The sequence below is a fragment of the Streptomyces sp. NBC_00448 genome, from assembly GCF_036014115.1.
Taxonomy (GTDB): Bacteria; Actinomycetota; Actinomycetes; order Streptomycetales; family Streptomycetaceae; genus Actinacidiphila.
On record NZ_CP107913.1, the window covers coordinates 5826376 to 5838320 of the forward strand.

Below are 11945 nucleotides of genomic sequence, written 5' to 3' on the forward strand. Positions count from 1 at the left end.
GAAGTGAACGACACCGCCCTTCAGTACATCCTCGCGGCGATCCTCGTGCTGCCGCTGCTCGGCGCGGTCGGCGCCCTGCTGCCGCCCCCGCCCGGTCTGCGCGGCCGCGGCCCGGACCAGGCGGTGCTGCGGCACGGCGTGACCGTCACCGGCGCGGTGCTGGTCCTCGCGATCGTGCTCGCCGCCGGCTTCGACCACAACCACCCGGCGAAGATGCAGGCCACCACCGACCTCAACTGGATTCCCGCGCTGCGCATCCACCTCCACCTCGGTGTCGACGGCATCTCGCTGCCCCTGCTGGTGCTGACCGCGCTGCTGACCTTCCTGTGCGCGCTGTACTCGTACTTCAAGATGCCGGACGGCCCGCGGCCCCGGGCCTTCGTCGCCCTGCTCCTGCTGCTCGAAGGCGGCACGCTGGCCAGCTTCGCCGTCCTCGACCTGATCCTCTTCTTCCTCGCCTTCGAGACCGTGCTGGTCCCGATGTACTTCCTCATCTCCCGCTGGGGCGGCGCGAACCGGGAACGCTCGGCGCTGCGCTTCATCGTCTACACCCTTCTCGGCTCCGTGATCATGCTGCTCGGCCTGCTCCTCATCGGGGTGAAAGCGGGCACATTCGACATGGTGGCACTCGCCACTGACAACGGGTCACACCTCAGTCACACCACGCAACTCGTCGCGGTCCTCGCGATCGGTCTCGGCCTCGCCGTGAAGGCCCCGATGTGGCCGCTGCACAGCTGGCTGCCCGACGCCCACACCGCCGCCCCCACCGTGGGCTCGGTGCTGCTCGCCGGGGTGCTGCTGAAGATGGGCACCTACGGCCTGGTCCGCGTGGTGCTGCCGATCGCGCCCGGCGGGATGCACACCTTCGCCCCGTACCTGGCGGCCTTCGCGGTCGTCGGCATCATCTACGGCTCGCTCGCCTGCCTCGCGCTGGTCCGGCAGGGCAACGGCGGCGACCTCAAACGGCTCATCGCCTACTCCTCGGTCGGCCACATGGGCTTCGTGCTGCTCGGCATCGCCTCCATGAACCCCACCGGCGTCAACGGCGCCCTCTTCGCCAACGTCGCCCACGGCCTCATCACCGGCCTGCTCTTCTTCCTCGTCGGCGCCCTGAAGGACCGCTACGGCAGCAGCGACCTCGACCAGCTCGCCGGCCGCACCGGGGCGGCCCTCTACGGGCGGGCTCCCCGGCTGGGCGGGCTGCTGGCCTTTGGCGCCGTCGCCTCGCTCGGGCTACCGGGCCTGGCCGGGTTCTGGGGGGAGATGCTGGCGATGTTCGGCGCCTTCAAGCCCGGCGCCGGGCTCAGCCGTCCGGCGTATCTCACCTTCACCGCCGTCGCCGCCTTCGGCACCCTGCTGACGGCCGCCTACCTGCTCACCGTGGTCCGCCGGATGTGCATGGGCGACCGCGACACCGCGCGGGCCCAGCCGGCCCTGGCCGACGTACGCGGCTACGAGTTCGCCGCGTGGACGCCGCTGGCCGCGCTCACCGTGCTGGCCGGGCTGTGGCCCGCCCTTCTGCTCAGCCTCACCGATCCGGCCGTACGCTCCCTGCTCGGAGGAAGCTGATGACCTCCCTCGGCGCGATCCCCGCCGCGCTTCCGGATGCGATCGCCTCCGCGGGCCCCGCCCCCAGCCCGGCCCCCGGCCTGGTGCACGGCCCCGGGTTCGCGCTGGCCTCGTCGCTGACCGAGTCCGTCGACTGGAGCGCGGTCGCCCCGGCCGCGATCCCGGCCGCGCTGGCCGTCGTGCTGCTGGTCGCCGACCTGTTCCTGCCGCCGCGCCGCAAGCAGCTGCTGGCCTGGGTGACGGTCGCCGGGCTCGCGCTCGCGCTGCTCTCCCTGATCCCGCTGCGGGCCGGCCACCACGCCACCTTCTGCCGTACCGACGTCACCGGCGGCGGCTGCTCGTACACCGCCGACCGCTTCGCGCTCGTGGTGCAGGTGCTGGTGCTGGGCGGGGCGCTGCTGACCGCGCTGCTGTCCGCGCCCGCGGTCGAGGAGGAGCTGCCGGCCGGCGAGTTCTGGTTCCTGCTGCTGGCCTCGGCGGCCGGCGCCACCCTGCTGCCCGCCTCCCGCGACCTGGCCACGTTGATCGTCGCGCTGGAGGTCACCACGCTGCCGTCGTTCGCCCTGGTCGGGCTGCGCCGCGGCGACCGGCTGAGCAGCGAGGCCGCGCTGAAGTTCTTCCTCACCTCGGTGACCGCCACCGCGGTGTCGCTGCTCGGCGTCAGCTTCCTGTACGCCACCACCGGCACGCTCTACCTGGACCGGATCGGCCGTACGCTCGGCCACGAACCCGGCCAGCTGCACACCCTCGGCAAGGCCGGTGCCGCCCTGACGCTGCTCGGCTTCGCCTTCAAGCTGGCCGTGGCGCCCTTCCACTTCTGGGTGCCCGACACCTACGCGGGCGCCCCGCTGCCGGTGGCCGCCTACCTCTCGGTGGTCGGCAAGGCGGCCGGCTTCTCCGGCCTCATCCTGCTCACCACGCTCGCCTTCCACCCGTACGCCGGCACCCTTGGCCCGGCGATGGGCGTCCTCGCCGCGCTGACCATGACCGTCGGCAACGTCGGCGCCCTGCGGCAGCGTCCCGACGCCGAGCGCGGCGCCGTACGCCTGCTGGCCTGGTCGTCGATCGGGCAGGCCGGCTACCTGCTCGTGCCGCTCGCCGCCGAGGCCGCCGGACGCCCCGCGGGCTACCACGTCGGCACCACCGTGGCGTACGCCCTGATGTACGCGGTGGTGAACCTCGGCGCCTTCGCCGTCGCGGCCCTGGTCAGCCGCGGTGCGCCGCGCGGCCGGCTGACGGACTACCGCGGCCTGTACGCGTCCCGGCCCGCGGCCGCCCTCGCGCTCGCCTTCTTCCTGCTGTGCCTCGCCGGACTGCCGCCCGGGCTGATCGGCCTGTTCGCCAAGGTGGCCGTCTTCTCCACGGCCGTCGACGCCCAGCACGGCTGGCTCGCGGTGATCATGGCCGTCAACGTGGCGATCGCCCTCGTGTACTACCTGCGGTGGACGGCGCTGCTGTTCGGACGCGCGGAGAGCGGGAAGGAAGGGGACATGGACGGCACGGTGGGCGCGGCGGGCGACGGAGCGGGCATCACGACGGCCGTACGTACGCCCTTCGCCCTGACCGCCGCCATCGCGCTCGCCGCGGCGGCCGGTGTGGTGCTGTCCGGCGCGCCCCAGATCGTGCTGCGCTACGCGGAAGGGGTGCTGCTGTGAGCGCCGCCGCGGGCGCCGCAGGTGGGACCGGTCGCCGAGGCGGCTCGGGCGGTAGCGCTGCGTGCGCGCGGGGGAACCAACGGCGTCCGAGTCGCGTTGACCAGTCCAGGAGGTTTTCCTGAAGGGGGAGATCCCCCCGACGCACACTTTGGAGGGCGCACGTGCACCGCCGGCACAACGGGCTGAAGACCGCCGTACTCCTCGGCGGGCTGTCCGCACTCATCCTGGTCATCGGCGCGTTCTTCGGCCGGACCGGGCTCATCGTGGCGCTCGTCATCGCCCTGGGCACGAACGCGTACGCGTACTGGAACAGCGACAAGCTGGCGCTGCGGGCCATGCGCGCGCGCCCGGTCAGCGAGTTCGAGGCGCCCGAGATCTACCGGATCGTGCGCGAGCTCTCGACGGCCGCCCGCCAGCCGATGCCGCGGCTGTACATATCGCCCACCGAGGCGCCGAACGCGTTCGCCACCGGCCGCAACCCGCGCAACGCGGCGGTCTGCTGCACCGAGGGCATCCTGCAGATCCTCGACGAGCGCGAGCTGCGCGGCGTGCTCGGCCACGAGTTGAGCCACGTCTACAACCGGGACATCCTGATCTCGTCGGTGGCGGGCGCGCTCGCCTCCGTCATCGTCTTCGTGGCGAACTTCGCGTGGCTGATCCCGATCGGCCGCTCCGACGACGACGACGGCCCCGGCATCCTCGGCATGCTCCTGCTGATGATCCTCGGCCCGATCGCCGCCTCCGTGATCCAGCTCGCCGTCTCCCGCTCGCGGGAGTACGAAGCGGACGCCTCCGGTGCCCGCCTCACCGGCGACCCGCTCGCGCTCGCCTCCGCACTGCGCAAGCTGGACGCCGGGACCCAGCAGCGCCCCCTGGCGCCCGAACCCCGGCTGGAGACCACCAGCCACCTCATGATCGCCAACCCGTTCCGCCCGGGCGCCGCCTCCAAGCTGTTCTCGACCCACCCGCCGATGGCAGAGCGCATCTCGCGCCTGGAAGAGATGGCAGGTCGTAACCGATGAAGACGATCCTGAACGTGATCTGGCTCGTGCTGTGCGGGCTGTGGATGTGCCTGGGCTACTTCCTGGCCGGGCTGATCCTGTGCATCACCATCATCGGCATCCCGTTCGGCGTCGCCGCCTTCCGGATCGGCATCTACGCCTTGTGGCCCTTCGGCTACACGGCGGTCGAGCGGCGCGACGCCGGAGCCGGTTCCTTCGTCGGGAACGTGCTGTGGCTGATCCTCGCCGGCTGGTGGCTGGCACTCGGCCACATCGTCACCGGGATCGCGCTGTGCATCACGATCATCGGCATCCCGTTCGGCCTCGCGAACTTCAAGCTGATCCCGCTGTCGCTGATGCCGCTGGGCAAGGAGATCGTGCCGACCGATCAGCCGTTCGCCACGCGCTGAGCGGGCGGGGCCGGACCGGGGGCGGGGCGCGAGGCGAGGCACGGGACCGGGCGACTCACGGCGGGGCGCGGGGTCGGGCGCGCGGTGAACGGACCGTCGCCCGGGCCCGTACTCTCCTAGTCCAGCCCTTACCGAGGAGATCGCGATGACCCTGCAAGTCGGCGACAAGGCACCGGACTTCACCCTTCCCGACCAGTCGGGCACCGGGGTGACGCTCAGCGAGCGGCTGCGGGAGAAGGTCGTCGTCCTGTACTTCTACCCCAAGGACAACACCCGCGGCTGCACCGCCGAGGCGTGCAGCTTCCGCGACGGCTACGAGAGCTTCTCCGACGCCGGCGCCGAGGTGATCGGCGTCAGCTCCGACACCGTCGAGTCGCACGAGAAGTTCGCCGGGCGGCACGAACTGCCCTTCACTCTGCTCTCCGACCGCGACCGCGCGGTCCGCAAGCAGTACGGCGCCACGACGCTCGGCGTCGTCCCCGGCCGGATCACCTTCGTCATCGACCAGGACGGCACCGTCCGGCACGCCTTCTCGTCGATGATGAACATCGGCGGGCACGTGGACGACGCGCTGGCGGTGGTGAAGCGGTTGCAGGGGGAGGGCGCCGCTTCAGGCGGGGCCGCCGGTTCGGGCGAGGCCGGGAGCGGGGAGTAGCGGAGCGCGGAGGCGGAGGCCGGCGTGGGTGCGTGGACGCCCAGCCGGCCTCTCGCCGTTCCTGCCGTTCCTCCTACTACTGCCGCCGCTCTCGCCGCCGGTCAGCGGTAGTTGACGAACTGGAGCGCGAAGTCCAGGTCCTTGCCCTTGAGCAGAGCCTGCACGGACTGGAGGTCGTCACGGCTCTTGGAGCTGACCCGCAGCTCGTCGCCCTGGACCTGCGCCTTGACGCCCTTCGGGCCCTCGTCCCGGATGATCTTCGCGACCTTCTTGGCGTTCTCCTGGGAGATGCCCTCTTCGATCGTGGCGAAGATCTTGTACTCCTTGCCGGACAGCTGCGGCTCGCCCGCGTCCAGCGACTTCAGCGAGATCCCCCGCTTCACCAGCTTGGTCTCGAAGACGTCCAGGATCGCTTTCACACGCTCCTCGGAGTTCGCCTCCAAGAGGATCTTCTCGCCCGACCAAGCGATCGACGCGCCCACGTTCTTGAAGTCGTAGCGCTGCGAGATCTCCTTGGCGGCCTGGTTGAGGGCGTTGTCGACCTCCTGCCGCTCGACCTTCGAGACGATGTCGAAACTGGAGTCGGCCATCTTCAGTGGGCTCCTTGACTGTGTTCATCGGTACGTCGGTTCCATCACTTCCGCGACGGCCCGACCCGGCACCGCCACCGGCCCAGCCTAGCCACCCGCGCCCCCGATGCCCTGATCAATCCGGTGGCGAACCACCCCTCTGCATCAGGTATCGTTTACCCCGTCGCCACGACCCCCGGCCCCCCAGGCCGGCCCGAGGCACATCTCATGGCGGTATGCCCGAGCGGCCAATGGGAGCGGACTGTAAATCCGTCGGCTTAGCCTACCGTGGTTCGAATCCACGTGCCGCCACACCCAGAAGAGGCCCCCGACCTGCGCTTGCGCGGGAAGGGGGCCCTCTTCGTGTGCGGGGCGGGGGAGCCGGCGTGCCCCGCTCAGCCCCGCCCCGAGCCGCCGTCTACCAGTCTCTCTGGACGAGGCGTGGACGGGATCGGCCGCTCCCACCTGCGGTTGCGGGCCGAGCGGCGGCCACGGTCAGGACGGCCCCCTCCGCTGGGCGAGGCGGGCGGAGATCTTGGCGTTGGCCTCGTCGTCGCCGCCCTTGAGGAACTTCGCGTAGAAGCGGAAGAGGACCGCGACGCTCTGGCCGGCGCGGTGGGCGACCAGTTGGGGTTCGACGCCGGAGCTGAGCCAGGTGGAGACGGCCGCGTGGCGCAGGTCGTACGGGCGTTTGGCGAGCTTCGTTTTCAGCTCGTCGGGGGAGAGGGTGTCCTCGCGGGCGCGGCGCCAGACCTCGCCGTAGCCGCTCTCCTGGACGATGCCGCCGCGGGCGGTACGGAAGACGCGGTCGTCGGGCGCGTAGCCGTAGACGGTGATGTGCCAGCGGAGGAGGGCGACGAGTTCCGGTGGGATCGGGACCCAGCGGACGGCGCTGCGGGGGCGGTGCTTGAGTCCTTTCTGATCGTGGGCCTCGCCCGAGTCCGTCCACGGGCGGCCGGCGCGTGGTCGGCTCTCGTGCAGTCGGACCATTCCCCAGCCGCGACGCGGGAGCTTGAGGTCCGGGCGGCTGAGCCCGACGATCTCGCCGGGTCGGGCGGCGCCGTAGTAGATGCAGCCGAAGAACGCCTTGAGGTGACGGCCGCGCGCTCCCTGATCGGCGACGGATTCGAGCAGCGACTCGGCCAGCTCCGGGTCCGGGACGCACTCCGGGTCGAGTTCTTCCTCGATCTGCTCCGGCGGCTTCCACTGAAGTGCCGGAAGGGGATTCTCGGTGAGGAGATCCGCTTCCACCGCGAATCCGAGTGCCTGGTGGAAGACGGCCCGCTTGCGGTGGATGACGGACGCCGCAGAGGTCTTTCCGTCGAGTCGCTTCGCGCACGCACCGAGCGCTTTGCGTACGGTCGGTGCGTCCGCGAGGGCGGAGATCGGGAGCGACTTCTTGGCGAACCACGCCAGAGCCCGCTGAATGTCCTCCGGCGGCTCGTCCGCCCAGCGGTTCTTGTTGAACGCCCAGCCGTAGAGGGCTCGCCGTGCCAGCTTGGCGTCAGGCATCCCTTTCGTGTCCTTGACGAGTACGGCGGTGATGGTGGCCATGGTCTCGGCGTACCCGGTGCGGATCTTCGCCGGTGCGTGGTCCCACTTGAGTTCCACGTAGTTCCGCGCGTGCTGGTAGAAGGAGATGTCCTTCTGCTTCTGCACCTTCGACTTGGGCAGCCCGGTTTCGACGTCGAACGGCTCGCCGGCCCTCGCCGCGGTGATGAGTTCGGCCCGACGGCTTTCCGCGAGCCCGGACGTCAGGAAGGACTCGGAGTGCGGCCGGATGCCCACCTGCCAACGAAGCTGGTACGGCTTGCGGTACGGGCGCTTGCGGATGGACCACACCCTGACGGTGTAACTCCACTCGGTCACGCTTCCTCCATTTCGCGGAGGAACGATTCGAGTTCGCTGCGGCGAACACGCAAGTGGCCGTTCGGGAGACGGTGGGCCTTCGGTCCCACCCCCCGGTTGCGCCAGCGGTACCAGGATGCCCGGGTGATGCCGAGTTCGTCCAAGACGACGGACATCGGCAACAACTCGTCCGTCGGCGGCCGGTGGTGACGGCGGTAGTGGGTGGTCACCTCACACCGCCCCGGCGTCGGTGTCATGGATGTGGGGGAAGACGGCGTAGACGCGGATGGCCGTTTTGCCGACAGCGGTCACGCACTCCAGGTGTCGGCGGTTGTCGAAGGTGCGGTGCGTGGCCGAGCCGGTGGGGGCGTTGAGGATCTCGCGCCAGCTCTCCCAGGCGCTCGGGGTGTCGAGTTGTACGTCGACGCGGTCCGGCATGAGGTTGTGCGCTACGACGTAGGCGCCGGGGAGGGAGGGGTGGAGTTCGGCGATGCGGAGCAGGGCGCGTAAGGCGTCGGTCTGGGCCGTGAGCGGCGGTTTCGGGTGAGTGGGGTCGGGCATGCTGGGGGCACCTCCTGTGCCGTTGTGGCGGGGTGGGAGGCCGAGCAGCGGGTTTCCTTGGCCGGTTGGCCGCTGCTCCGGGTTGAGTCAGGTGTCTTCGTCGTCGGCGGCGTCGTCGGTGGGGTGGGTCGGGGCGACGGTGGTGGTGGCGACGAGGGAGACGGTGCCGTCGGGGTCGCCTTCGAAGACGGTTTCCATCCAGTCCCAGGTGTGTTCGCCGTCGAGGAGGGTGTAGCCGAGGTCGGCGAGGGCGGTGGTGCGGGCGCGGAGGGTGGGGATGCCGTCGGCGAGGGGGAAGGGGACGGTGGGCCAGCGGGCTTCGTCCGGCAGGGCTACGAAGACCTGCCATTCGGTGCCGTCGTAGGACTGGATCATGTGGGCGCGGATCGCGCGGGTGTCGGGCATGCGCTCCTTTCGTCGGTGAGGTTCGGGTGCGCTCAGCTCGCGTGCAGGAAGCCGTGGACGTCGGCGAAGTGGATGAGGTGGTGGAGGGTGCGCTCGGCGTGCTCGCCGTAGGCGTGGGCGGTGTCGGCGAGGGCGGTCGACAACTCGGTCTCGGTGTCGGCCTCTTCGTTGTCCTGCGCCTGCTCGCACGCGATGAGCTGCTTGCGGAGGTCGGCGAGGTGGCGGCTGCCGGCCTGGACGGTGAGGGAGTCGCCGAGGTCGGGGAGGCCGTCGGCGGTGACGGGGTAGTTGCCGTTGCGGTCGCGCGGCAGCTTGGCGTGGTGGGGGCGGTCGGCGCGGAGGACGGCGGCCAGGGCGGTGGCGGTGCCGTGGGCGTAGCCGAGGGCGGCGTTCTCGTAGAGGTCGCGGGTGTGGTGTTCGAGGACGAGGTAGAGGTCGCTGAGCTGCCAGAGGGCTTCGTCGTGGGGGCGTACGGGCTCGGCGTTGCCCGGGACGGTGAGCAGGCCGGGGACGGGGATGATGCGGGCCGGGTCGGTGGTGCGGGCGGTGTGGCGGGCGTGCTGGTGGGCGTCGCGCAGTTCGCGGGAGGCGGCGCCGAGGGCGTGCACGCTTTCGAGGAGTGTGAGGTGCCATTCCGGGGTGGTGTCGGGCATGGGTTCCTCCGTTGGGTGAGTCGGGCGGGGCGTCAGGCCAGCGGGTCGGCCGGGGTGGTGGACAGTCCGGCGCGTTCGAGGAGTTGGCGGAGGTCTCCGCCGACGGCGGCGAGGCGGTGTTCGATGGCCTGCCAGGACTCGGGGTCGATGGACATCAACGCGGTGATCGCGGTGGGGCCCTGGCCGAGTTCGAGGGCGGTGAGGGCGTCGCGGAGGTCGCCGACGGCCATCAGGGAGAGCCGGGGCGCGGTGTTCTGGACGCACATGGTGAACTCCCTTGGGGTCATGTGTGGTTGCCGGGGATGGCGTCGCGGAGGGCGGACATGATCTGGTCGACGGAAGGGGCGGCGCTGCTGCGGGCGAGGTAGAAGCCGAAGAGCAGAGCGACGATCGCGGCGCCGGCGCCGAGAGCGCGGTAGCGGATGAGCAGGGCCACCAGGGCGCCGAACAGGACGAGCGCGGAGATGCTGAAAGCCATCGGGGTGCCTTTCTCGGGAGCGGGGCGGCCCCGCGGTCAGCGGGTGCCTTCGCGGTGCAGCCGCGTGGCGACGTTGTAGAGGTGGCGGCCGACGCGAACGCGCTGCCCGTAGCCGCGGCAGCGGCGGCACTCCCGGCCGCGGACGATCCGTCCGCGCCGGTTCTGCCGCACCTTGAAGCCGAACCCGCCGCACCTGCGGCAGACGCCGAGCGGGCTGGCCGCGCACAGGGCGGCGTAACAGGCGATCGCGATCGCTGTGAGGGCTATAGCGGCGGCGAGTGGAGGCATGAGAGACCCCTTTCCAGGGCGGAATCAGGGCGTGCGGAAGGTGGGCCGCTAGGAGCTAGCGGCCAGGTCAGGGATGGTGTGGGGCGCTAGCGGAGGTGCTAGACCTAGCGGGGCGCGGTGCTAGGTCGAAACCCGTAGTGCCGGGGGGTGCAGAGTCGAGCACCTAAGATCGGAGTACCGATCAGGGGAGGAAGATGCGGTGGTCGGCGCCACCTCGGGAGCGTTGTACTCCCTGACGAGCAACGACGATGAGGCCGACTTCTGGGGCTACGCGGAAGACGCCATCGGTTTGTTCACACCGCTGGGAGACGGTCGACGCAGGGTTGAGCTGCTGGGCTGTGCGCCTCGCGGTGGCCTGTTGCGAGCGTCCGCTCGGGTCGGTACGAAGCGAGCGAACGCCGGCAATGCCGATCTCGCGTTCCTGGATGCTTCCGGGCGGGAGATCGGTAGCTACTTCGTCAACCGGGTCACTGTGGAGGAGTCCAGCCCGTCAGCGCGTGGAGCGGGCCTGGTTGATCTGACCGTGAGCCTGTGGTGCGACGACCTGCTTCCGCAGGCGGATCGGGTCTGGGACCTCGTCCGCTCGGGTGCGTTGAACCGCAAAGGGTTGTGGCACGACCTGGATGCGGGGGGCCGATGGGCCTGGCTGTCTGTGGCGCTGTGGCACAGCCAAAGGTCGCAGAACGAGGACGACCCCGTCGGGACGGTCCACGAACTCGACGGTAGCCTCATCACGGACACGACCAGCTTCTACTGCGCGTTGGGCGAGGCGGTGAACGGGCCAGGCGGCTACTTCGGATGGAACCTCGCCGCCGTGAACGACTGTTTGTACGGTCGCTGGGGTACGAGAACTCCCTTCACCCTCATCTGGAATAACTCTGCACTCGGGGTGGCTGCCCTCCGCTCAGCGTCGGCCGGTGGGGATGACGATTGGTTCGGCGTGCTCATGGACGTGTTTCGAGACCACGCGGTGGACGTCCAACTCCGCTAGGAGTGAGTGGTTCAAGCGGCGTGCGGCTTCCTCTCGCGCTCGGCAAGCGCCTTGAGGACGTCCTCGCGGCGCAGGCCGCGGCGGTTGGCGCCCTTGCCGTCGGCGGTGCCCCACACCTGCACGGTGCGGAGGCCGTACGGCTTGACGGCGGCTGCCAGTTGCTCCGGCGTCCACTGGGCGTAGACCTCGGGACGGAGATCGGCGAGCCGGGTGACGATGTCCTCGCTCCATGCCTTCGCCTTGCCGGACGGGAGCGCGGAGACGAGGTCGGTGAGCAGGTCGTACGAGGCCGAGCTCGCGGCTACGGTGTCCTCGCCGAGGGCTTGCCCGGTCAGCATCCCGGCCCGCTTCCGTAGTTCGTGGACACGCAGGGCCAACGCGTCAGCGGCGGGCGCGCCCTCTCTGTCAGCCTTGTGTGAGACATCCGGCTTTGCCGGGTTAGCCTGAGAGGGCACCGACAGGAGAACCATCCCCTCATGACCAGCACGAATCCCGCGCCCGATCCCGCGCCCAGGCCGAAGCGTCGCTCCTTCAGCCCGGAGTACAAGCTGCGGATCGTCGCCGAGTACGACGCGGCCCCGAAGAACGAGAAGGGTGCGATCCTGCGCCGAGAGCGCCTCTACCACTCTCACGTCAAGGAATGGCGGGCCGCTCGGGACGCCGGCGCCCTGGAGAACCTGGCCGACCGCCGCACGAGCCCCGCGAGGCCGAAGAAGTCGGACGCCGAGACGGAGAACGACAAACTGCGTCGCCGGGTGGAGCGGCTCGAGAAGGAACTGGCCCAGAACAAGGCCGCCCTGGAGGTCATGGGAAAAGCTTCCGCGCTCTTGGACATGATCTCCAGGGGCGCGGACTGAAGTCT

17 protein-coding genes and 1 tRNA gene are annotated in these 11945 nt (G+C 70.4%); 8 read left to right on the forward strand and 10 right to left on the reverse strand.

The annotated features are described in order from the left end of the window. Window positions 1-3 precede the first annotated feature (3 nt). From OG370_RS24950 to OG370_RS24970, 5 genes are all read left to right on the forward strand, one after another. Window positions 4-1569 (forward strand): complex I subunit 4 family protein, encoded by a 1566-nt coding sequence (locus tag OG370_RS24950; RefSeq protein ID WP_328467911.1) that lies wholly within the window; start codon window positions 4-6, stop codon window positions 1567-1569. Beyond that, entirely contained in the window at window positions 1569-3224 is a 1656-nt protein-coding gene (locus tag OG370_RS24955; RefSeq protein WP_328467913.1) for an NADH-quinone oxidoreductase subunit N, read from the forward strand. Before OG370_RS24950 ends, OG370_RS24955 begins: the two co-directional genes overlap by 1 nt. A 161-nt stretch (window positions 3225-3385) precedes the next feature. Then, on the forward strand, window positions 3386-4246 hold the full coding sequence (gene htpX / locus OG370_RS24960; RefSeq protein ID WP_328467915.1) for a zinc metalloprotease HtpX: 861 nt from the start codon (window positions 3386-3388) through the stop codon (window positions 4244-4246). After that, window positions 4243-4635: a YccF domain-containing protein gene (locus tag OG370_RS24965; RefSeq protein ID WP_328467917.1), complete on the forward strand. Its 393-nt coding sequence runs from the start codon at window positions 4243-4245 to the stop codon at window positions 4633-4635. Before htpX ends, OG370_RS24965 begins: the two co-directional genes overlap by 4 nt. Before the next feature lie 145 nt (window positions 4636-4780). Continuing rightward, a complete protein-coding gene (locus OG370_RS24970) occupies window positions 4781-5290 on the forward strand; it encodes a peroxiredoxin (RefSeq protein WP_328467919.1) in 510 nt (169 codons plus the stop codon). Between the two features lie 101 nt (window positions 5291-5391). Here the strand turns inward: OG370_RS24970 and OG370_RS24975 are convergent, their stop codons facing one another. After that, window positions 5392-5880, reverse strand: a complete 489-nt coding sequence (locus tag OG370_RS24975; RefSeq protein ID WP_328467921.1) for a YajQ family cyclic di-GMP-binding protein — start codon at window positions 5878-5880, stop codon at window positions 5392-5394. Between the two features lie 209 nt (window positions 5881-6089). Here OG370_RS24975 and OG370_RS24980 point away from each other — a divergent pair. Continuing rightward, a tRNA-Tyr gene (locus OG370_RS24980) sits at window positions 6090-6171 on the forward strand. Window positions 6172-6354: 183 nt separating this feature from the next. Here OG370_RS24980 and OG370_RS24985 read toward each other — a convergent pair. The 8 genes from OG370_RS24985 to OG370_RS25020 all read right to left on the reverse strand — a co-directional run bounded on the left by OG370_RS24985 (window position 6355) and on the right by OG370_RS25020 (window position 10092). Then, window positions 6355-7728, reverse strand: a complete 1374-nt coding sequence (locus tag OG370_RS24985; RefSeq protein WP_328467923.1) for a tyrosine-type recombinase/integrase — start codon at window positions 7726-7728, stop codon at window positions 6355-6357. Next, window positions 7725-7937 carry a helix-turn-helix transcriptional regulator gene (locus OG370_RS24990; RefSeq protein WP_328467925.1) on the reverse strand — a complete coding sequence of 71 codons (213 nt, stop codon included), beginning with the start codon at window positions 7935-7937 and terminating at the stop codon, window positions 7725-7727. Before OG370_RS24990 ends, OG370_RS24985 begins: the two co-directional genes overlap by 4 nt. 1 nt (window position 7938) lies before the next feature. Next, complete coding sequence (locus tag OG370_RS24995) at window positions 7939-8268, reverse strand: hypothetical protein (protein ID WP_328467927.1); 330 nt, start codon at window positions 8266-8268, stop codon at window positions 7939-7941. A gap of 87 nt (window positions 8269-8355) precedes the next feature. Beyond that, complete coding sequence (locus OG370_RS25000) at window positions 8356-8673, reverse strand: DUF6303 family protein (RefSeq protein WP_328467929.1); 318 nt, start codon at window positions 8671-8673, stop codon at window positions 8356-8358. Between the two features lie 32 nt (window positions 8674-8705). Further along, the gene (locus tag OG370_RS25005; RefSeq protein ID WP_328467931.1) at window positions 8706-9326 is read right to left on the reverse strand and encodes a hypothetical protein; all 621 of its coding nucleotides are present in this window, start codon (window positions 9324-9326) and stop codon (window positions 8706-8708) included. A 32-nt stretch (window positions 9327-9358) separates the two neighbouring features. Then, entirely contained in the window at window positions 9359-9592 is a 234-nt protein-coding gene (locus OG370_RS25010; protein ID WP_328467933.1) for a hypothetical protein, read from the reverse strand. Between the two features lie 17 nt (window positions 9593-9609). Next, on the reverse strand, window positions 9610-9804 hold the full coding sequence (locus OG370_RS25015) for a hypothetical protein (RefSeq protein WP_328467935.1): 195 nt from the start codon (window positions 9802-9804) through the stop codon (window positions 9610-9612). Between the two features lie 36 nt (window positions 9805-9840). Continuing rightward, window positions 9841-10092 (reverse strand): hypothetical protein, encoded by a 252-nt coding sequence (locus tag OG370_RS25020; protein WP_328467937.1) that lies wholly within the window; start codon window positions 10090-10092, stop codon window positions 9841-9843. Window positions 10093-10291: 199 nt separating this feature from the next. Between OG370_RS25020 and OG370_RS25025 the strand changes: the two genes are divergently transcribed. Continuing rightward, window positions 10292-11083 carry a barstar family protein gene (locus OG370_RS25025; protein WP_328467939.1) on the forward strand — a complete coding sequence of 264 codons (792 nt, stop codon included), beginning with the start codon at window positions 10292-10294 and terminating at the stop codon, window positions 11081-11083. Window positions 11084-11094: 11 nt separating this feature from the next. On the opposite strand, the gene OG370_RS25030 is transcribed toward OG370_RS25025, so the two are convergent. Continuing rightward, window positions 11095-11421 carry a hypothetical protein gene (locus OG370_RS25030; RefSeq protein ID WP_328467941.1) on the reverse strand — a complete coding sequence of 109 codons (327 nt, stop codon included), beginning with the start codon at window positions 11419-11421 and terminating at the stop codon, window positions 11095-11097. Between the two features lie 138 nt (window positions 11422-11559). Between OG370_RS25030 and OG370_RS25035 the strand changes: the two genes are divergently transcribed. Next, the gene (locus OG370_RS25035) at window positions 11560-11940 is read left to right on the forward strand and encodes a hypothetical protein (RefSeq protein ID WP_328467943.1); all 381 of its coding nucleotides are present in this window, start codon (window positions 11560-11562) and stop codon (window positions 11938-11940) included. Window positions 11941-11945: the final 5 nt, after the last annotated feature.